Genomic DNA, 21,261 nt, shown 5'->3' on the forward strand with positions numbered 1-21,261 from the left:
CGTGTCTAATTTTATGGGCTTTTTGAAGGGGAAGAGCAGTTTGATGATTTACGAGAAATGGGGGAATATGAAGTACAAATATAGAAATCGAAGCTTTTGGTGTCGAGGGTACTATGTAAGTACGGTAGGCAAGAACGAAAAGAAAATAACGGAATACATTCAGAACCAGCTGAAGGAAGATTACATGTCGGAACAGTTGGTACTGGATATGACAGACCCGTTTACGGGTAGCCGGAAATAGTAAGCGTATGACGGACCGACAAGCGCTTTTAAGCGCAGCTGGTAAGCAGAGGCCTTATAAGGCCGTAAATATAAAACCCCCGGCTATGCCGGGGGATATTTATTTGTTTTTTGTCTTTCAAAGGCAGATGTGATACACTGGAAAGACGAAGATTAGAGTAAAGAGAACGATACAGGAGATCGATTGCACTATGAAAATCATTGCAGGTCTTGGCAACCCCGGTGCGGAGTATGCGAAGACAAGACATAATGTCGGCTTCATGTTCGTCGACGCGCTGGCGGATGCGCTGGGACTCTCGGCGTCAGACTGGAAGGACAAGTTCGACGCAAAAGTCGCGGATGCGCGCATCGGCACCGAGAAGGTCGTGCTCGTCAAGCCGCAGACCTATATGAATGAGAGCGGCCGTGCCATCGGCCTGTTGATGAACTGGTACAAGCTCGAGCCCGAAGACCTCATCGTCGCGCACGACGACATGGACATCCCCGCCGGCACGATCCGCATCCGCAAGAAGGGCAGTGCGGGCGGACACAACGGCATCAAGTCCGTCCTCGCACATGTCGGTGACGAGCACTTCGCGCGCGTGCGCATCGGCATCGGCCGCCCGTTGCCGGGCTGGACTGTCGTCAACCACGTGCTCGCTGCCTTCCCGGAGGAGGACCAGCTGAAGATTCGCGAGGCCATCGACTACCTGATCCCTGCGGTGGAGTGCATCGTGACGCACGATGTCGACATGGCGATGAACCAGTTCAACCCCAAGAAGAAGAAAAAGGCCAAGAAGGCACAGACCGCAGAAGCGAGCGAAGGAGCAGCCGGAGCAGAAGGAAAGGCAAGGGAGGAACATCATGAGCAAGCAGAATGAGGCCATCACGGCCGTTTACGCCGATGAGGACGGCAACATCCTCGACGCGCCGGGCATGCGTGGCATGGGTCGCACGGGCCGCATGAATGTCCTGCTGAAGCCTGAGGACCTCATCCCGTTGCCGGAGAGCGCGGACCTCATGTTGCTTCCCGACCGCCTGGCCGTCGGCCAGAGCGCGGACGGTGAGACGATGCCAATCAGCGGCCTCGCCGTGGCCGCCATCCTGCCGGCAGGCTACACGCGCCTCTACATGCCGGCTTACGAGCGGGCAGAGGAGGCACAGCGCCTACCGCTCTACGGCTACACGGCTGTTGTCGTCTATCGCGATGAGCTCTACTGTGCGGCCGTCTACACGGATGAGAACGAGAAGTGGGACCCGGTCCACTACAACACGAAGGAACTCGCGAAGCTCGTCAAGCGCACGAAGAAGGACCTGCCCGGCAACCGCATCGTCGAGCAGGTCGGCGGCTGCTCTTTGAAGTGGCACTGCTGCACGGCGCAGAACCTCTTCTACCGCCGCTGGGAGTGCGGCATCCCGACATCGCCGGTCTGCAACGCGAACTGCTTCGGCTGCATCTCACTGCAGCCGGCCGAGTGCTGCCCGTCGCCGCAGGAGCGCATCAAGTTCCGCCCGACGCCAGAGGAAATCGCCGAGGTCGGCATCTACCACCTCTCGGTGGCGCCGGATGGCATCATCAGCTTCGGCCAGGGCTGTGAGGGCGAGCCGTCGCTGGCGGCTGACAACATCGCGGCGGGCATCAAGCTCATCCGCGCGAAGACGAAGAAGGGCCAGATCAACATGAACTCCAATGCGGGCTGGACCGAGGGCATCAAGAAGATCGTCGATGCCGGTCTCGATTCGCTGCGCGTCTCCATCATCAGCGCGCGCGAGGAAGGTTACGACGCTTACTATCGCGCGAGCTACCACCTCGCCGATGTCAAGGCATCCATCCGCTATGCGCTCGACCACGGCGTCTACGTCTCGTTGAACCTGCTCTACTTTCCGGGATTCAACGACCGCGAGGAGGAACTCGCTGCCTGGCAGGAATTCTTCCGCGAGCTGCCCGTGCAGATGATCCAGGTGCGCAACCTCAACATCGACCCGGATGCCTTCCTCGACATCATGCCGGAGCCGCAGGGCAAGATTCTCGGCACGCGCCGCTTCATCGCTGCGCTCCACGAGGAATTCCCGCAGCTCGTCATCGGCAGCTTCAGCCACTATGTCGAAGCATGAGAGAGGGCTGTGCCTCACAGGTGTGTAACAAATGGTACGACAAAACGGTGCTTGCTGTACTATACTAGTCTCATGCATACGGAATCAACATGATGATACGATAGATAATGTACGGATAGTGTAAGGAGCAATCTCGATGAAAGAACTCGATCTGAAGAAAAGCGTAGCGGAGCTCGTCCGCGAATACCCAGAACTCAAGGAAATCCTCGCGGAAATCGGCTTTCAAGACATCATGAAGCCCGCTGCCCTGAAGCTCATGGGCAGCATCATGACGCTGCCGCGCGGCGCTGTCGTCAAGGGCATCCCGATGGAGAAGATTCGCGCGGCGCTCGAGGCGAAGGGCTTTGTCCTGAAGGGCGCTGAGCAACAGGCGCGCCAGGCCATGCTGCGCGAGTACATCGCGCGACTCAATGGCGGCGAATCGCTTGAATCGGTGCGCGCCGATTTCGTGCGCCACTTCGAGGACGTCAAGGCCGAGGAGATTGCGGAGGCAGAGCAGGACCTCATCAAGGGCGGCGTACCACTGAAGGATGTCCAGCGCCTCTGCGACGTCCACTCCGCGCTGTTCCACGACTGTGCGGAGAGCGGCAAGGACGAGGAGCAGGCAGCGCTGCGCAAGACGGCTGAGAAGACGCACGCTGCAGCGGCCTTCCTGACGGCAGACGACTTGCCCGAGGGCCATCCGCTGAGCCTGCTGCGCCTCGAGAATGACGCACTTGTCCGCCACCTCGACGCCATCCACCACGAGATGGTCGGCGAGGAGGATGCGGCAAAGCTCACGGGGCTCATCGCCGCGCTCAACGCTGTGCGCTCGCACTATGCCAAGAAAGAAGAACTCTTGATGCCGTTGCTCTATGACTACGGCGTCACGGGTCCGTCACAGGTCATGTGGGGCGTCGATGACGAGATCAAGCGCGAGCTCGGCGTCATCACGAAGGCACTCAAGGCGGACAGCGAGAACTATCCGCTCTACAAGGGCCGTATCGAGCCGCTCTGCGCGCGCATCCGCGAGATGGTCTTCAAGGAAGACCGCATCCTCTTCCCGCTCTCCCTGCGCTATCTGACGCAGGAACAGTGGTTCATGGTCTACCGCGACCTCTTCGAGATGGGCATGGCCTTCGTCGATGTCGAGACGATGCCGCGCTGGCCAGAGGGAGAGGCCTGGATGAAGCAGCAGTCGTCATCGGCCATGAAGCCGGAAATCCTCGAGGGCAAGGTCAAGCTGCCGACCGGTGAGCTGACCTTGCGCCAGCTCCAGGGCATCCTGAAGCTTCTCGACGTCGACATCACCTTCATCGACAAGGATGATATCCTGCGCTACTTCCTCAACGAGGGCAAGGTCTTCTCGCGTCCGCTCTCGGCGCTCGGGCGCGAGGTCTACAGCTGCCATCCGCCCGAGATCATCCCCGTTGTGCGCCAGATGATACTCGACTTCAAGGCGAAGAAGCGCACTCAGATGGAGATCTATCGCCGCATCATGGGCCGCCCTGTCGGCGTCCGCTACATGGCCGTCTACGATGACGATGGCGAGTACATGGGTACGGTCGAATTCGTCCAGGACTTCCAGAAGGCTCTCGATAAATTCCAGAAGTGATTTTCTGATTTCCGCAGACGATAGGGGACAGAAAGGCAAAAGCCAGTTTCTCACAGAAGAGAAGCTGGCTTTTCTTGTAATTTTCACACATTTCTTGTATAATGGGGATAACGATAGAACATGTATATCGATTCAAAAGAATCTGGAGGCGATTATGATGATCAGACCGATTCCCTTCAATATCCGTGAGAATGCTGAGCGAGGCCGTGAGGTCCTCGAGAAGGCACTCGACTTCATGACGGAGCAGCCGTGCAATCCGCTCGGCCGCGTCAGTGGGGCACTTTCGTCGTTCCGCGTCGATGTCATCGACACGCCGGACCGCTATGAGATTTTCGCCGAGCTGCCGGGATTCCACAAGGAGCAGATCACGGTGTCGTATGACGATGGCACGGGCTACCTGACGATCAAGGCAGAGCGCCCGGAAGTGGACATGGATGTCAAGTACATCTGCCGCGAGCGCCGCACGGGCACCTTCGAGCGCACCTTCGAGATCGACGGCATTGTCAAGGATGAAGTCTCCGTCTCGTTCGAGGACGGCGTGCTTCACATCGTCCTGCCGAAAGAGCCGGCAGAGACGAATAAGACCGTATTCGATATCCAGTGAGATTCCCGCGGGCTGCCCGACGGGACAAGAGGAGAGATATCTTTGTTTGCCAATCCATCGATGGAACAGATTGCGCCCGAGGAGCTGCGGGCGCTGCAGGAGAAGCGCCTGCAGAAGCAGTTGCGCTGGGCCGCGGAGAAGAGCGCGCATTACCGCGAGGCGTTTGCCGAGCGGGGCGTGAACGGCCAGTCGCTGAAGGAGCTGAAGGAGACGGGTGCGCTTCAGGCCTTGCCGCTGCTCAGCGCCGTTGATTTTGCGGGCCGGAAATCATTCGACTTCCTGACGATGCCGCTCTCGAGCCTGCTGCGCATCTCGCAGATGCGGGCGGCAAGCGGCGAGGGGGAGCCGTTCGTCCACTTTGCGACGAATGGCGATATCGCACACCGCATCGAACTGGTGACGCGGAGCCTCGTGGCCTGCGGCCTGCACAATGCCGCGCTTGCAGCCGTGCTCGGCGATGGCGCAGACAGCCGCATCATGGATGTCCACTATGCGCTCGAGTTCATCGGCGCGGCCACCATGATGCTTGGCACTGAGCCGGAGCGATGGGCAGAGCAGCTGGATCTCGTGACGCCGGAGACGCTCATCGGTACGCCTGAGCGCCTGCTTGCACTCGATGATGCCCTGCTGCAGCGCGGCAGCGGCCTCAGCGAACTGCCGCTCTCGCGCATCATCTTCCTGCATGAGAGCGCGCCGAGCGCTGAGCTCGCCGCGTCGCTGCAGGCGATGACGTCGGCCAGGGTCTATCACATGCTAGCCCTGCCGGAGCTCGGCACGGCGGCGCCTTTTTTGCCCTGTGAGCCTGGTGAGCTGGCCTTTCACCTCCAGGAAGATTTCGTGCTGGGCGAGGTCATCGACCCGCAGACCGGAGAGCCGGCAGAGGCAGCCGGTGAGCTCGTCCTGACGACTCTGCTGGCGGAGGCCATGCCGCTCGTGCGCCTGCGCACGGGCCTCTATGTCGAGCCGATTCCCGCGCCTTGCACCTGTGGCCGCACGATGCGCCGCTTCCGCCTTGTCCTGCCTTGAGGCAGTCTCTCGAGGTGTTGCATTTTGTGATGAATTCTGATAAACTGATAGAGAAGCTTGCTTCTGCAGGTAAAAACCGCATAAAAGACGATTCACTAGGGGAGCCATCTGGCTGAGAGGAGTATTCCGACCCTTGGAACCTGTTGGGTTAAGACCTGCGTAGGGAAGTGACAGAGCATATCTTGCCGTCCGGTACGCCGGGCGGCTTTTGTTTTTCAGGAGGTATTGTTACATGGCGACACAAATGCAGCAGGCCCGTGAGGGCCGCATCACCGATGCGATGAAGATTGTAGCACAGGAGGAGCACATCCCTGTCGAGACAATCCGCGAGCGCGTGGCAAACGGCACGATTGCCATCTGCGCGAATGTCAATCACGAGAACCTGCGCCCGCGCGGCGTCGGCGAGGGACTGCGCGTCAAGGTCAATGCGAACATCGGCACGTCGAGCACCTTCCCGGACATCGAGCCGGAGCTCGAGAAGCTCGACGAGGCCGTGCGCTGCGGCGCCGATGCGGTCATGGACCTCTCGACGGGCAACAACATCGACATCTCGCGTCAGCGCATCATCGAGCATTCGCCGATCATGGTCGGCACAGTGCCTCTGTATCAGGCGACGGTGCGCTCCATCCGCGAGCACGGCGCTGTCGTCGAGATGACGGATGATGACATCCTCGAGACGATCGAGCAGCAGGCCAAGGACGGCGCGGACTTCATGACGCTGCACTGCGGTGTCACGCGCAGCGCCATCGAGCGCATGCGCCGCCAGGGCCGCGTCATGGACATCGTGAGCCGCGGCGGCTCCTTCATCGCGGGCTGGATGCTGCACAACGAGATGGAGAACCCACTCTACGAGCACTACGACGACATCCTCGACATCTGCGAGAAGTACGATGTGACCATCAGCCTCGGCGACGGCATGCGCCCGGGCTGCACGGCCGATGCGACGGACCGCGGCCAGCTCACGGAGCTCATCACGCTCGGCGAGCTCGTGGACCGCGCCTGGAAGCGCGGCGTCCAGGTCATGGTCGAGGGGCCGGGCCACGTGCCGTACGACCAGATTGAGGCGAACATGAAGCTCGAGAAGCGCCTCTGCCGCCACGCGCCGTTCTATGTGCTTGGACCTCTTGTAACGGATATCGCACCGGGCTATGACCACATCACGGCGGCTATCGGCGGCACGCTCGCCGCTGTCTCCGGCGCGGACTTCCTCTGCTACGTCACCCCGGCCGAGCACCTGGCGCTGCCGACGATCGAGGATGTCCACACGGGCGTCATCACGAGCCGTATCGCCGCCCATGCCGCTGACCTCGTGCGCGGCGTGCCGGGTGCGCGCGAATGGGACCTCGAGATGGCCAAGGCGCGTAAGGTCCTCGACTGGAACCGCCAGATGGAACTCGCCATCGATCCGGAGCTCGCCAAGAAGAAGCGCGGCGCCCGCAATCCGGCAGACGAAGGTGCTTGCTCGATGTGCGGCGACTACTGCGCTGTCGAGATCATCAATAAGTACTTCCACAAAGAGAACTGCCCGTGTCAGGACTGATTTGAATCTTCGGTACCCGCTGTGTTCGTTTATCACGATTTACTGCATATGAAAAAGCTGCTGCCTGATTGCTGGGCAGCAGCTTTTTCGTAGGTGCATCTGCAAATTATTTGATTTTGTTGAGGCGGTCGGCGAGTTTCTGGGCCGATTCGTCGTCGTAGGTGCAGGTCATGATGGGCTGTACGCCGAGCATGACCGTCTTGCCGTCGACATAGGCGGCGTCCTTGTTGTGACCGTTGTGGTAGGCCGCCGCGAGATTGCCGACAACGAAGTAGGAGCGCTCAGCACTAGACATATCACCGAGGGCAGCTGGCGTGACGAAGTCCTTGCCGTTGACCTTGACCGTGCCGTCCTTGACTGTCACGTGCTTGTTGCTGTACTCGTAGAGCTTCTTAGCATAGGCGTCGCGGCGGTCGCCGTCCGATGGATGGTCGGAGAGGAATTGCTGCATCACGTTTTCCTGTCCTTTGGACTTATCCATGACGCGCTGCCAGACCGCGGCACAGGCACCCGGGTTGTAGTTGGAGTGGGTGATGTACTCGAAGGCCAGCGCATCTGCCTCGCGCTCCATCGGCTTCGTGATGTTGCGGTTGTTGATGACGTTCGCCACGATGACGCCGAGGTCCGTACCTGTCGCCGCGCCGAGGATCGACATGTTGAGGCTGCGCCGCGCGCCCTTGGCCGGATGGTCCTTCTGGCCATGCCCCATTTCATGGCCGAGCACGACGGCAATCTCGTCGTCATTCGTCAGGACGCTGAAGAGCCCTGTGTTGATGCTCATGTTGTGCCCGAGCGTACAGAAGGCATTGAAGCTCTTGTCCTGATTGATGAAGTAGTTGTAGGGCTTGTCGTAGATCGTCGGATCGACCGCGCCGATTGCTGCCGTCAGGTTCGCCATGATGGTGTCGATCTTGTTGTTGTAGTAGGTGTTGTAGTTGACGCCGTACTGCTTCTTCATCTCCTCGAAGAACTCCTGGCGGCCTTCTTCGGAGTCATTGTACTTCTTGAGGAACGCTGTGAGCTGTGCATGCGCTGCCGCGCCCTGAATGCCAGCGCCGATGATGCTTCCCCACCCAAACTCCGCATGGGCGACTGATGCCGGGGCGAGCCCGTACGCGCCGGGAATCATGATCATACCCGCTGCGAGGACGGAGACGATTCGTTTCTGCAAGGATTTCTTGATTTTCATAATGCTCATCCTTCCACTGCTGAGGTGCTATGCCATCAGACTGTCTTGAAAATGTATCCTCTGGATCTTGCTGGTTCACTTTTATTATAGGGAGAATAGTGAGAAAAAACAAGATAAAGGCGGAAGATGCATACCGTGATTTGCAGAAAATTTTATGACAGGAAGGTAAATCGTCGAAAGATAGCGAATCCTTAAGCAAAGAGGGTGATTCCTCGTGTATTGTGCCATCAATCAGGAATGAGGTGTTTCATATGCTGGTGAAAGATATCATGACGAAGGATGTCGTTACGGTCAAGAAGGAGGCGTCGATCCGCGAGATTGCGCAGACGATCGTGGATCACGATGTCTCGGGGCTGCCGGTCATGGACGATGACGGCACGGTCTGCGGCATTGTCAGCGAGGGCGACCTCGTGCGCAAGGAGTTTGCGCCGGAACTGCCGGATGAGCTCTGCATCCTCGGCGCGGTCATCTACTACTCGGGCCTGCGCGAGTACCAGGACGCCTTCCGCAAGATCGCGGCCATCTCGGCAGAGCAGCTCATGACGCAGAAGATCATCTCCGTCAAGGCAGACGATGATGTCAGCGAGGTGGCGAAGATCCTCTACAACAAGCATGTCAAGCGCGTGCCTGTGCTCGACGAGAAGAAGCATCTGCTCGGCATCGTCAGCCGCCGCGACATCGTCAAGATGATGCTCGCGTGATTCCCTCTGCCGCTTCATCAAGGCCGGTCTCCGTGATTTTTGCGGAGGCCGGCTTTTCCTTGTCCTCTCATTTTCTTTGTTGCATGCTCTTCTTGACAGAAATATTTTCACAGCATCTCTCCAGCGCGATGAGTTTTCTTGACACTAAAGGAAAAAATCTGTAAGATAGAAAGGTATAGTTATGTCACAACTACCGATATAAATATGCATGAAAGCAAAAAAACGAAAAGGGGGGTGAATATTATCGTTACAATAATATTAGCGGTAATAGTAGCAGCATTCGTCGGCGCGAGTGTCGGCTACGTCATGCGCAAGCGCACGGCGGAGTCGCAGATCGGCTCGGCGGAAGCTGAAGCAAAACGGATTGTAGATGATGCAGCCCAGCGTGGCGAGACGAAGAAGAAAGAAGCTCTGCTCGAGGCGAAGGAAGACATCCATCGCCTGCGCCAGGAACTCGACCGTGAGACGAAAGAACGTCGCTCGGAACTCCAGCGCCAGGAGCGCCGCGTCGTCCAGAAAGAGGAGAACCTCGACCGCAAGCTCGATTCCATCGAGAAGCGCGAAGAATCCTTGTCGCGCAAGGAAGCGCGCCTCGACAAGAGCCAGGCTGCCGTCAATGAGATGCACGAGCAGCAGAAGGCAGAGCTCGAGCGCATCTCGGGCCTGACGGCAGAGGAAGCCCGCACGACTCTCATGGCAGAGGCAGAGGAAGAGCTCAAGCACGAGAAGGCCATGAAGATCAAGGAGTACGAGCAGCAGGTGAAGGATGAGTCGGACAAGAAGGCTCGCGAAATCCTCTCGACGGCCATCCAGCGCTGCGCTGCCGACCACGTCGCCGAGACGACCGTCTCTGTCGTCGCTCTGCCGAACGATGAGATGAAGGGGCGCATCATCGGCCGCGAGGGCCGCAACATCCGCACGCTCGAGACGCTGACAGGCATCGACCTCATCATCGACGACACGCCGGAAGCTGTCATCTTGTCGGGCTTCGACCCGGTGCGCCGCGAAATCGCTCGCATTGCGCTCGAGAAGCTCATCCAGGACGGCCGCATCCATCCGGCCCGCATCGAGGAGATGGTCGAGAAGGCGAAACGCGAAGTCGACCAGCGCATCAAGGAAGCCGGCGAGCAGGCGACGTTCGAGACGGGCGTCCACGGACTCCATCCGGAGCTCGTCCGTCTGCTCGGCCGCCTGCGCTACCGCACGAGCTACGGCCAGAACGTGCTCAATCATTCCATCGAAGTCGCGCACCTCGCCGGTGTCATGGCAGCTGAGCTCGGCTGTGATGTCATGCTCGCGAAGCGCGGCGGTCTGCTGCACGATATTGGCAAGGCCATCGACCACGAGGTCGAGGGTTCGCATACGACCATCGGTGCCGATATCGCCCGCAAGTACCGCGAGTCGAAAGACGTCATCAATGCGATCCTCTCGCATCACGGTGATGTCGAAGCGACGAGCGTCGAATCGGTTCTCGTGTCGGCTGCTGACGCTGTTTCAGCAGCGCGTCCGGGTGCACGCCGCGAGAGCCTTGAGTCGTATCTCAAGCGCCTCAAGAGCCTCGAGGGGATTGCCGAATCCTTCGACGGCGTCGAGCGCTGCTTTGCCATCCAGGCAGGCCGCGAAATCCGTGTCATGGTCAAGCCGGACAAGGTTGACGATGCGGAGGCCGCAGCACTCGCTCATAACATTGTCAAGAAGATCGAAGACGAGCTCGAGTATCCGGGGCAGATCAAGGCCACGGTCATCCGCGAGACGCGCGTCGTCGATTATGCAAAATAAACGGTTCTGCTGTACTGAGGGTGCGGGCTTTGTCCCGGACCCTCAGTCTGTTAAGAGGATACTATCATGTTTGGTTTCAGATCACAGCGCAGCAAAGAGGAGGAGAAGGCAGGCATCCAGTTCCTGGCTTCGATGCTCGTCTGCTATCCGGAGATCAGCTCTTTGTCGTACGATCCGCGACGCTCGACGCTGACGTTTGAGTTCATCGTACGCGGCGATTACCCCGCACGCGAGCTCGATGCCTTTGCGCGGCTTCTCTCGGAGAGCATTGAGACATACCACGTGCTGGTCGCCGACGAAGAGGTCGGCGCCAACATCTGGGTCGAGGAAGTCTCTGCCGAGAAAAAGACGGTCATGTTCCATGTCGAGCGCGATGTCATGACACTCGAGCGCGACGAGCTGACGCTCATCGCACGCCTGTTCACGGAGCGCTTCGGCAAGGCGCTGCTCGTCGACGAGCACTCGCTGCAGAAGCTCGAAGAGGACTTCGCGACGGTGCAGAGTGAGCTTCTTGACCAGATGCTCGACCAGGTCCAGCGACGGGAGTTCCGCTTCCGCATGCACATGGTCGGCCTGCGCGAGAACGACCGCGTCGTCGTCTACAATCGCTGACGCGCTGATACGCTGCTGTGCAGAAGAAAGAGGGAGATATGTTGAAAGTCATGCTGGTAGGAGATGTCATCGGCCACTCGGGCCGACGGGCATTCTGCAAGATCACGCCGAAGCTGCGCAAGGAGAAGGCTATTGACGTCGTCATCGTCAATGGCGAGAACTCCGCGGGCGGCAAGGGCTTCACACGCAAGTCGCTCGATGAGCTCTATCGCGGCGGTGCCGATGTCATCACATCGGGTAATCACGTCTGGGACAAGCGGGATGTGCTCGAGTTCATCGATCAGGAGCCATTCCTGATCCGCCCAGCCAATTATCCAGAGGGCACGCCTGGCAAGGGCTGGTGCTCGTACCCGTTCAAGGCGAAGAACATCGGTGTCATGAACCTCTCGGGCCGCGCCTTCATGCCGCCACTCGACTGCCCCTTCCAGAAGGTCGAGGAGCTCCTGCACGAGATGCAGGATGAGTGCGACATCATTTTCCTGGACTTCCATGCAGAGACGACGTCCGAGAAGATTGCAATGGGCTGGTACCTCGATGGCCGCGTCAACGGCGTCGTCGGCACGCACACACACGTGCAGACAGCCGATGAGCGCATCCTGCCGCAGGGCACGGCCTATATCACGGATCTCGGCATGGTCGGTCCGCGCGACTCTGTGCTCGGCGTCAAGACTGACCTCATCCTCAAGAAGTTCACGACGGCCATGCCCGTCCGCTTCGATGTCGCTGAAGGCCCCTGCGTCTACTCAGCCTTGATCGTCGAGATCGACACGGCGACAAATAAGACCTGCGGCATCGAGCGCATCATGCTGCAGGAAGATGCGCTCTGAGCACGGAGTGCAAACACACTTTTGAGAAATAGCGCGGGAAAAGAAGGATTTCCATACTCGATGACGAATAATAGAAACTAGTGATAGTATGAATAACAGCATGCATAGCGATTCATATTCCAGCAGTAGGTGAACAAGGAGGTCGTGCTAATCATGGAAGTCTTGAAAGTTTCTGCAAAGTCGAATCCGAATTCTGTTGCCGGCGCATTGGCTGGCGTAATCCGTGAGAATGGGAGTGCGGAGATGCAGGCCATCGGAGCCGGTGCGCTCAATCAGGCCGTCAAGGCCGTCGCGATTGCCCGTGGCTTTGTCGCACCACACGGCGTCGATCTCATCTGCATCCCGGCCTTCACCGACATCAAGATCGACGGGGAAGAGCGCACGGCAATCAAGCTGATTGTGGAGCCCCGCTGAGGCGGCTCTGGTGATGGATCAAGAGACGATTTAGGAGTGAAATCAGGATGCCAAGTGATCTGCATATGCACACGACGTACTCGGACGGCAAATTGACGCCTGAGGAACTCGTGGCAAAGGCGAAGGAGGCTGGCCTCACGTACATGGCCATCACGGACCACGATACCGTGGAAGGGATCAGCCATCTCTACGAGAACGGCCTGTACCCGGCGAGGGGGATACACATCATCCCCGGGATAGAGTTCAGCGCGCATCATCCGACGCGTGAAATCCACATCTTGGGATACAATGTCGACATCTATTACGGGGAACTCGTCGATAAGCTCAACGATGTCACAGAGGCGCGCTGGACGCGCTTCAGCGAGATGGTGGAGAAGCTCCAGCATCTCGGCTATGAGATCAGTGAGACAGAGGTCCTGACGATTGCGGGCACGAGCCGTTCCATCAGCCGCTCTCACATCGGCCGCGTCCTCGTCAAGAAGGGGTATTTCCCGACGGTCCGTGATGCCTTTGAAGCGATGCTCATGAAGGGCAAGCCCGCCTATGTGCCGCATTATCACCTCGAGGTCGAGGACATCATCGGCCTCATCAAGGCGGCTGGCGGTACTCCCGTGCTCGCGCACCCGAAGCTTATCGGCGACGACAGGCTTGTCGAGGAGCTCTGTTGCCGCGGCATCGAGGGTCTCGAGGTCTTCTATCCGCAGCACGATGAAGCTGACACAGCGCGCTATCTCGACATGGCGAAGCGCTATCAGCTGCTCGTGACGGGCGGCTCAGATTACCATGGCTTCGCGACGCGCTACCCGCAGGACCTCGGCGTCTTCACCATCGATGACTGCTGGGCGGAGAAACTATACCGCCCGGCCCAGAAACTCTAAAAGCAAGGGGAAAAAGATGGATGTCATTGCCTTAGTCGGTCCGAGTGGGACCGGAAAGAGTCATCGCGCGCTGATTGTCGCGCATAAGAATGGTGCCGATGCCATCATCGATGATGGCATCCTCATCAAGGACGGCAAGATCTTGGCGGGCCACTCTGCCAAGAAGGAGCAGAGCAAGATCATGGCCGTCCGCCGGGCTATCTTTGTACTGCCGGGTCATGCAGAGGAGGTGCGCAAGGCCATCGAGAACTCGAAGCCGCACCGCATCCTGATCCTCGGCACCTCGGAGAACATGGTCCAGAAGATCACGAAGGCCCTGCGCCTGCCGCCCATCGCGAAGATCATCCGCATCGAGGACATCGCGACGCGGTCGGAGATGGAGAAGGCGCGCTTCTACCGCGTCAAGCAGGGCAAGCACATCATCCCTGTGCCGACGATCGAGCTCAAGCCGCATTTCTCCGGCTATCTCATCGATCCGCTGCAGTCGTTCTTCAAGCGTTCCTCGACGCGGCGCCGCCGCCTCGGCGAGAAGTCCATTGTGCGGCCGGTCTTCAGCTATTACGGCAAGCTCATCATCGATGATTCGGCCATCAAGGGCATCGTGCGCCACGTCATCCTCGCAGAGGGGCCTTTCAGCAAGGTCAGCGATGTGGAGGTCAAGCACCTCTTCGTCGGCGATGAGGACCAGGGACTGCGCATCTCCTGCAACGTCGTGCTGACGTACGGCAACCACATCCCGACGCTCTTGAAGCAGGCGCAGGAGAAGGTCACGAGCCATGTCGAGTTCATGACCGGCATGATTGTCCACGAGGTGGACATCGTCGTCAAGACACTCTACGTACGAGCATGATCGTGCCCCCGCGAGAGGCTGCGGGGGCTTTTCTTTATCTGGAGGTGACTACTATGAAAGAAGTCAAATCGCCAAAGAAGCCGATGGCTTTTTACTATATCGTCGTCTTGGCCCTGATCCTTCTCTTCAACGAGATGGCCAGGCCTTACATGGAGCAGGCACAGATCGTGCCGGTCGACTACAGCACGTTCATGCAGTCCATCGACGACAAGACGGTCGACCACGTCGAGATCCAGTCGAACCAGATCCTCTACACGGTCAAGGACGACCACAAGAAGTACAAGACCGGCATCATGAACGATCCGACGCTGGCGCAGCGACTGATGGGGTCGGGGGCGACCTTCACACAGGATATCAAGGAGGAGACATCGCCGCTCATGAGTTTCTTCCTGGCCTGGATCCTGCCGCTCTTGATTTTCTTCGCCATTGGCCAGTATATGAGCCGCAAGATCATGGACCGGGCAGGGGGTAACTCGATGATGTTCGGCGGCTCAGGCAATCAGGCGAAGATATACGTGCCATCGTCGGAGGGCATCCACTTCAGTGATGTGGCTGGCGAGGATGAGGCCAAGGAGAACCTCTCCGAGATTGTCGACTATCTGCACAATCCTGCGAAGTACACGAGCATCGGCGCCTCGATGCCGAAGGGCGTGCTGCTCGTCGGCCCTCCGGGCACCGGCAAGACGATGCTCGCGAAGGCTGTCGCCGGCGAGGCCAATGTGCCGTTCTTCTCGATTGCCGGCTCGGAGTTCGTCGAGATGTTCGTCGGCATGGGTGCTTCGAAGGTCCGCGATCTCTTCAAGCAGGCCAAGGAGAAGGCGCCGTGCATCGTCTTCATCGATGAGATCGATGCAATCGGCCAGAAGCGCACGGGCGCGGCGATGGGCAATGACGAGCGCGAGCAGACGCTCAATCAGCTGTTGACCGAGATGGACGGCTTTGAGGGCAACACGGGTGTCATCATCCTCGCGGCGACGAACCGCCCGGATTCTCTCGACCCGGCGCTACTGCGCCCGGGCCGCTTTGACCGCCGCGTGCCAGTCGAACTGCCGGACCTCAAGGGGCGCGAGGATATCCTCAAGGTCCATGCAAAAAAGGTCCGCATGGCAGACGATGTCAACTTCCACACGATCGCGCGCATGGCCGCCGGTGCCTCTGGCGCAGAGCTCGCCAACATCATCAACGAGGGCGCTCTGCGCGCTGTGCGCTCGGGCCGCAGCGAGGTGACGGAGGCGGATCTCGAGGAGAGCATCGAGGTCGTCATCGCTGGCTACCAGAAGAAGAACGCCATCCTGTCGGATGCCGAGAAGCGCACGGTCGCCTATCACGAGATCGGCCATGCGCTCGTCGCGGCTCTGCAGTCGCACTCCGCACCGGTTCAGAAGATCACCATCATCCCGCGCACGTCAGGTGCTCTCGGCTACACGATGCAGGTCGAGCAGCAGGATAAGTACATTCTCTCCCGCGAGGAGCTCGAGAACAAGATCGCGACGTTCACGGCCGGCCGCGCAGCCGAGGAGGTCAAGTTCGGCCTCGTCAGCACGGGCGCCTCGAATGATATCGAGCAGGCGACGAAGCTCGCCCGTGCGATGATCACGCGCTACGGCATGAGCGAGGAATTCGACATGGTCGCCATGGAGACGGTCAATAACCGCTACCTCGGCGGCGACACGAGCCTGACCTGCTCTGCTGCCACGCAGCAGCAGATCGACAAGAAGGTCGTCGAGCTCGTGCGCAAGCAGCACGAGAAGGCCATCGGCCTATTGAAGGCCCACATGGACAAGCTTGACGCGCTCGCCTCCTACCTCTACGAGAAGGAGACAATCACCGGCGAAGAGTTCATGAAGATCCTCGAAGGTGACAAAGCGGAAGAACCGCAGGTCGAAGCCGCCGAGCAGAAACTCCTCGCAGATGAAGCGAAAGATGACAGGGCGGATGCCGAAAAGGCGAAGAAGCTCGCTTTCCTGCCGGAAGAGGAGCGTGGCAGCGAGACGAAGCCCAATCCCGATGAAGTGAAGAACGATAACGCATAAAGGATGATGACCTGGATACAAAAAGGCCGCCCCCTTGTTGATGGGGGCGGCCTCTTTGTGTCGGGGCTCATTTCATTGTCGGAGATGTGCAGTGAAGCGTATCAGAGCTTCTTCTCGGTCAGCACCATCTCGAGTGCATTGAGCACGTTGTCGATGTCTTCTGCCGTGATGACGAGCGGCGGCTGGAAGGCCATGACGTTGCGGGCGACGCCGTTCTTGCCGATGATGAAGCCGCGGTCTTTGAGCGTCTCGAGTACATCGTCGAGCTCTGCGGCAGCAGGGCTCTTGTCGGCGTGAACGAACTCAGCACCCGTCATGAGGCCGAGGCCGCGGATATCGCCGATGATGGCGTGGCGCTTCTGGATCTCGCGCAGGCCGGCGCGCAGCTGCTCGCCGCGTTCGCTGGCATTCTGGCAGAGGTCGTGCTTCTCGATGTAGTCGAGCACGGCGAGGCCGGCCGTCGTCGAGACGGGGTTGCCGCCGAGCGTCGAGGCGCCTGGGCGCGTGTAGGTATCGGCAATCTCCGCCGTCGAGATGAAGGCCGAGATCGGAGCGCCGTTGCCGAGTGCCTTGGCTACGGCCATGATGTCCGGCACGACGCCGAAGTTCTCGATGGCAAACATCCTGCCCGTGCGTCCAAAGCCCGTCTGGACTTCGTCGGCGATGAAGAGCGTGTTGTGCTGTGCGAGGATTTCCTTGACGCGCTGGAAGTATCCCTCAGGCGGCACGACGATGCCTGCATTGCCCTGGATCGTCTCCGCGATGAAGGCGCCGGGATGACCGGCCGTCGACGTCTGGATGACGTCCTCGACCATGTTGGCGCAGGCGAGGTCACACGTCTCGCGCTTCTTGCCGAGCGGGCAGCGGTAGCAGTACGGGTTCGGTGCGAAGTGGATGCCGCCGACAGGATTCTCATCCGTGCGCCACATCTGGATGCCCGTCACGCTCATGCCGAGCTTCGTGCGGCCGTGCAGGCCGTTCCGCAGGGCGATGATCTCGTTGTTGCCCGTGTAGATGGAGGCGAGCAGCAGCGCGCCCTCCGTGGCCTCTGAGCCGGTCGAGCAGAAGAACGTCTTCTGCAGCTTGCCCGGCGTCACTTCGGCGAGCTTTTCGGCGAGATTCACGAAGTTCTCCGTCAGGTAGATGTTGCAGACGTGCTGCAGCGTGCCGACCTGCTCCTGGACTTTCTTCGTGATCTCCGGATTGCAGTGGCCGCAGTTCATGACCGATACGCCTGCGAAGCAGTCGAGGTACTTGCGCCCCTCGCTGTCGTAGAGGTATTGCATGGAGCCCTTGACGAACTGGCGCGGCTCCTTGTAGAAGTGGCCGAGGCAGGGCATGATGTACTTCTTCTTCTTCTCGATGATGGCCTTTGGGCCGATGTAAGCTTTCTCTGCCAAATGAAACCCTCCTAATGCATGTGATGGATGTATCGTGGTATATGATGAAGCGAGTGCCGGTCAGATGGAGTTGCGGCTCTGGCGGAAGCGATAGGTGCCGATTCCCCACTCGCGCGGGCTCAGGCGCTCTACTTCCTCGAACGCTGCGTGGTCGAAGGCTTCTTCAGCGCTCTTGCCGGCTGCGAGCGCGTCGAGCGCCTCGCGGTAGAGCTTTGTCACGCGGCCCGTGAGTTCGGGCGTGTAGTCCTGCGCCTCAATGCGGTAGGAGGCGAGCCCGTTGAACTTCGCGAGGTACGGGTAGAGGCAGAGGTCCTTGGCGAAGTAGAGATGATTGCGCCCGTACTGGTCAATGCGGATGGCGTGTTTCTCGCCGGCCGTGTCGAGGAGCGCGTAGTGGCGGTCGAGGACCTCCGGGTTGTCGAGCTCGTTGAATTCCGGCAGGCTCATCGCCGGGAAGTCATGGTCACAGATCATCGACTCGTAGGAGCCGTGTACGACCGTCTCGAGCGGCAGTTCTGCCGTCTCGACGATTTCGCGCAGCTGCTCGAATGAGAGCTCGTACGATGTCGCGGCCATGGACAGGCCGTTTTCCTTCAGGAACTTTGCGGCGAGCTGGTTGAAGAGGTTGAACGAGAGGTCGGCCTGCACAGGAAGGTCCGTGAGGCTCTGTGCGAGCTTCAGCGAGCCGAGATTGCTGACCATCAGGCCGTCCGGGCGGATGGTCCTGAGAGCGGTGAAGAACTGCTCGAGCTCGCCGCACTCACGGCGCATCGTCGTGCGCGGCGTCGTGACGACAACGCGCGCTTTTCCCTTGGCGTAGGCGAGGATCTCTGCGTAGTCGCCGAGCTTCCACGGGCGCAGCGGGCGGAAGGCCTCGCCGCCGACGTAGACCGTATCGGCGCCGCTACGGATAGCTGCCTTGGCCGATTCGACCGTATTGCAGCGCACACTGAGCACGCGGTGTGCCGCATTTTCTTTCTCGATATCGCGTTCCTGGCGCAGTACCTCGTCCTGGAAGCCTGCTTCCTTGACAGCGTGGCTGAAGAAACGGGGTTCGCGCTCTCCCGTGAAGCCGATGTCTTTCTTGCCCGGCTGGCCGAAGGCAAAGGTCGTCGTGAAATCGCGCGCACGGTTGTCGTAGAGCGTCTTCCAGCCCTCTTCATCTGTCGTGTAGCCGTTCGGATCTGCGATGTAGGCATCGATGGCCTTGCGATACGTCGAGACGATGCGGCGGATGAAGCCAGCCGGGCGCATGCGGCCTTCAATCTTGAAGGAGAAGACGCCTGCCTGGATGAGCTGCGGGATGGCGCGGTACATGCACATGTCTTTGAGGGCGAGCTTGTAGGCACCGGGGCCATCTTTGTCGAGGACTTCGCCCGTCTTCTCGTCGATGAGCTTGTAGGCCCAGCGGCACGGCTTGAGGCAGCGGCCGCGATTGCCGCTCTGGCCGAAGAGCACGCCTGAGTGGATGCACTGGCCCGACTCGCTGATGCACATGTCGCCGTGCATGAAGTACTCGACCTCGATGCCCGTGCGCTCGCGGAAGAGGCTGAGCTCGGAGAGCGTCATCTCACGGCCGACGACGATGCGCGTGATACCGTATTCCTTGAGCTTCTCGATGGCATGTTCATTGTGGGTGTTCATCATGACCGACGTGTGCAGCGGGATCGTGATGCCCATCTCGTGCACGAGCTCGAGCACCGCGAAATCCTGTACGAGCAGTGCGTCGGGGTGGATTTCGTTGAGGTAGGCGAGGTATTCGCGCAGCGCCGGGATCTCCTCGTTGCTGATGAGGTTGTTGAGCGTGATGTAGAGGCGCACGCCGTGTTCATGCGCGTAGTCGATGGCCTTCTTCAAGAGCGCATCGTCGAAGTTGAACTCGCCCTCGTGCATGCGCATGTTGAAGTGCTTGCCGCCGAGATAGACAGCATCTGCGCCAGACTCCACGCCAGCGACCAGCGCGTCCCACGTGCCGGCCGGGGCCAGGAGCTCTACCGATTTGCGATTGAGTAACATAGTTGTAAAAATCTCCCTTTTTTGAAAAGAATTCGAAAATAGAACCAAGAATAACAACAGCTACGACAAAAGATGACTTCCAATATTATATCAGGTATTTCCCATTCTATCAATTTCTATCTTTTATATGTGCGATGCATGCGGCAGGGGCAAAGAGGACGATTTGCATTTTCCACGTCATTGTGCTATATTAAGAGAATCATGACGATGATGAAGAAGAGTATCCTGAGCGCGCATCGACAGGGAGTCCTGCCTGGACTGGGAGCAGGATGGTGTGCACGGGTGAAGTTCGCTTCGGAGTCTCCGCAGGAAAGGGCGGACGCAGAGCTGCGTTAGAGCCGCAAGGAAGCTATAAATCAGGGTGGTACCGCGAATCATACCTTCGCCCCTCGTTTTCGGGGCGGAGGTTTTTTGTTTTTAGGAGGTATACAATGGAGGAGAAGATTGAACAGCTGAAGGCACAGGCTGCCGAGGCTATCAAGAACGCTGCAGGGAATCTCTCGGAGCTCGATGACATCCGCGTCAAGTTCCTCGGTAAGAAGGGCGAGTTCACGACGATCCTGCGCGGCATGGGCGCACTCGCGAAGGAAGACCGTCCGAAGGTCGGCAAGATCGTCAACGAGGCAAAGGCGGAGATTGCACAGCTGATCCAGCAGAAGAACGAGGAGCTCAAGGCACGCGAGATGCAGCAGCGCCTCGAGCGCGAGAAGATCGATGTCACGCTGCCGGGCCGCCAGCAGCCGCTCGGCCACCTGCATCCGCTGACGCTGACGCTCGAGCGCATCAAGGACATCTTTTTCCGCATGGGCTTCTCTGTCGAGGAAGGCCCGGAGATTGAGAAGGACTACTACAACTTCGAGGCGCTGAACCTGCCGAAGGACCATCCGGCACGCGACATGCAGGATTCGTTCTACATCACGGAGGACATCCTCATGCGCTCGCAGACGTCGCCGGTGCAGGCGCGCACGATGCAGAAGAATGAGCCGAACGCGCCGATCCGCATGATCGCGCCGGGCCGCGTCTATCGTCGCGATGAGTACGATGCGACGCACTCGCCGATGTTCACGCAGGTCGAGGGCCTCGTCATCGATGAGGGCATCACGTTCGCTGACCTCAAGGGCACGCTTGAGCTCTTCCTGCGCCAGATCTTCAGCGAGGATGTCAAGGTCCGCCTGCGCCCGAGCTTCTTCCCGTTCACGGAGCCGTCGACGGAGGTCGATATCTCCTGCGTCATGTGCCACGGCAAGGGCTGCAAGGTCTGCAAGGGTACGGGCTGGCTCGAGATCCTCGGCGCCGGCATGGTGCACCCGCATGTGCTGGAGATGAGCGGCTATGATCCGAAGAAGGTATCCGGTTTCGCCTTCGGCATGGGCGTGGAGCGCATCGCGATGCTCTCGTACGGCGTCGACGATCTCCGCCTGTTCTACGACAATGACATGCGCTTCCTGCGCCAGTTCTGAGAGA

General features: G+C 59.3%; 19 protein-coding genes and 1 riboswitch. Of the genes, 16 read left to right on the forward strand and 3 right to left on the reverse strand.

What is annotated here, in order from left to right; genetic code table 11:
• The 7 genes from T518_RS07680 to thiC form a co-directional block, all read left to right on the forward strand.
• A partial coding sequence (locus T518_RS07680; protein WP_036376852.1) for an IS200/IS605 family transposase occupies positions 1-241 on the forward strand: 241 nt, incomplete at its 5' end.
• A 190-nt stretch (positions 242-431) separates the two neighbouring features.
• On the forward strand, positions 432-1,100 hold the full coding sequence (gene pth, locus T518_RS07685) for an aminoacyl-tRNA hydrolase (protein WP_036377836.1): 669 nt from the start codon (positions 432-434) through the stop codon (positions 1,098-1,100).
• Positions 1,084-2,334 (forward strand): radical SAM family protein, encoded by a 1,251-nt coding sequence (locus T518_RS07690; RefSeq protein WP_036377838.1) that lies wholly within the window; start codon positions 1,084-1,086, stop codon positions 2,332-2,334. The genes pth and T518_RS07690 overlap by 17 nt, the downstream gene beginning before the upstream one ends.
• A gap of 136 nt (positions 2,335-2,470) precedes the next feature.
• Entirely contained in the window at positions 2,471-3,928 is a 1,458-nt protein-coding gene (locus tag T518_RS07695; protein ID WP_036377840.1) for a DUF438 domain-containing protein, read from the forward strand.
• A 157-nt stretch (positions 3,929-4,085) separates the two neighbouring features.
• On the forward strand, positions 4,086-4,532 hold the full coding sequence (locus tag T518_RS07700; RefSeq protein WP_036377842.1) for an Hsp20/alpha crystallin family protein: 447 nt from the start codon (positions 4,086-4,088) through the stop codon (positions 4,530-4,532).
• A 42-nt stretch (positions 4,533-4,574) separates the two neighbouring features.
• On the forward strand, positions 4,575-5,558 hold the full coding sequence (locus T518_RS07705; RefSeq protein ID WP_036377844.1) for a phenylacetate--CoA ligase family protein: 984 nt from the start codon (positions 4,575-4,577) through the stop codon (positions 5,556-5,558).
• A gap of 87 nt (positions 5,559-5,645) precedes the next feature.
• Positions 5,646-5,741, forward strand: a riboswitch (TPP riboswitch).
• A gap of 49 nt (positions 5,742-5,790) precedes the next feature.
• A complete protein-coding gene (thiC, locus tag T518_RS07710; protein ID WP_036377846.1) occupies positions 5,791-7,098 on the forward strand; it encodes a phosphomethylpyrimidine synthase ThiC in 1,308 nt (435 codons plus the stop codon).
• Positions 7,099-7,204: 106 nt separating this feature from the next.
• On the opposite strand, the gene T518_RS07715 is transcribed toward thiC, so the two are convergent.
• Positions 7,205-8,287, reverse strand: coding sequence for a M48 family metallopeptidase (locus T518_RS07715; protein WP_155948107.1), 1,083 nt, complete (start codon positions 8,285-8,287; stop codon positions 7,205-7,207).
• 251 nt (positions 8,288-8,538) lie between these two features.
• Between T518_RS07715 and T518_RS07720 the strand changes: the two genes are divergently transcribed.
• The 8 genes from T518_RS07720 (at position 8,539) to ftsH (ending at position 16,381) form a co-directional block, all read left to right on the forward strand.
• Complete coding sequence (locus T518_RS07720; protein WP_036377852.1) at positions 8,539-8,988, forward strand: CBS domain-containing protein; 450 nt, start codon at positions 8,539-8,541, stop codon at positions 8,986-8,988.
• A gap of 204 nt (positions 8,989-9,192) precedes the next feature.
• Positions 9,193-10,767 carry a ribonuclease Y gene (rny, locus tag T518_RS07725; protein ID WP_051652249.1) on the forward strand — a complete coding sequence of 525 codons (1,575 nt, stop codon included), beginning with the start codon at positions 9,193-9,195 and terminating at the stop codon, positions 10,765-10,767.
• Positions 10,768-10,833: 66 nt separating this feature from the next.
• A complete protein-coding gene (locus tag T518_RS07730; RefSeq protein WP_051652250.1) occupies positions 10,834-11,379 on the forward strand; it encodes a hypothetical protein in 546 nt (181 codons plus the stop codon).
• Between the two features lie 41 nt (positions 11,380-11,420).
• A complete protein-coding gene (locus tag T518_RS07735; RefSeq protein WP_172674662.1) occupies positions 11,421-12,206 on the forward strand; it encodes a TIGR00282 family metallophosphoesterase in 786 nt (261 codons plus the stop codon).
• Between the two features lie 153 nt (positions 12,207-12,359).
• On the forward strand, positions 12,360-12,620 hold the full coding sequence (locus tag T518_RS07740) for a stage V sporulation protein S (protein ID WP_036377856.1): 261 nt from the start codon (positions 12,360-12,362) through the stop codon (positions 12,618-12,620).
• 47 nt (positions 12,621-12,667) lie between these two features.
• Positions 12,668-13,498, forward strand: a complete 831-nt coding sequence (locus tag T518_RS07745; RefSeq protein ID WP_036377859.1) for a PHP domain-containing protein — start codon at positions 12,668-12,670, stop codon at positions 13,496-13,498.
• Between the two features lie 16 nt (positions 13,499-13,514).
• Complete coding sequence (locus T518_RS07750) at positions 13,515-14,348, forward strand: Asp23/Gls24 family envelope stress response protein (RefSeq protein WP_036377860.1); 834 nt, start codon at positions 13,515-13,517, stop codon at positions 14,346-14,348.
• Between the two features lie 53 nt (positions 14,349-14,401).
• Entirely contained in the window at positions 14,402-16,381 is a 1,980-nt protein-coding gene (gene ftsH / locus T518_RS07755; protein ID WP_248617171.1) for an ATP-dependent zinc metalloprotease FtsH, read from the forward strand.
• A 101-nt stretch (positions 16,382-16,482) separates the two neighbouring features.
• Here ftsH and T518_RS07760 read toward each other — a convergent pair whose 3' ends face one another.
• Both T518_RS07760 and T518_RS07765 read right to left on the reverse strand, forming a co-directional pair.
• Complete coding sequence (locus T518_RS07760) at positions 16,483-17,721, reverse strand: aspartate aminotransferase family protein (protein ID WP_244881844.1); 1,239 nt, start codon at positions 17,719-17,721, stop codon at positions 16,483-16,485.
• 120 nt (positions 17,722-17,841) lie between these two features.
• Positions 17,842-19,797: a peptidase U32 family protein gene (locus T518_RS07765; protein WP_036377864.1), complete on the reverse strand. Its 1,956-nt coding sequence runs from the start codon at positions 19,795-19,797 to the stop codon at positions 17,842-17,844.
• A gap of 431 nt (positions 19,798-20,228) precedes the next feature.
• Here T518_RS07765 and pheS point away from each other — a divergent pair, with 431 nt between their 5' ends.
• On the forward strand, positions 20,229-21,257 hold the full coding sequence (pheS, locus tag T518_RS07770; protein ID WP_036377866.1) for a phenylalanine--tRNA ligase subunit alpha: 1,029 nt from the start codon (positions 20,229-20,231) through the stop codon (positions 21,255-21,257).
• Positions 21,258-21,261: the final 4 nt, after the last annotated feature.

Source organism: Mitsuokella jalaludinii DSM 13811 (genome assembly GCF_000702905.1).
Classification (GTDB): domain Bacteria; phylum Bacillota; class Negativicutes; order Selenomonadales; family Selenomonadaceae; genus Mitsuokella; species Mitsuokella jalaludinii.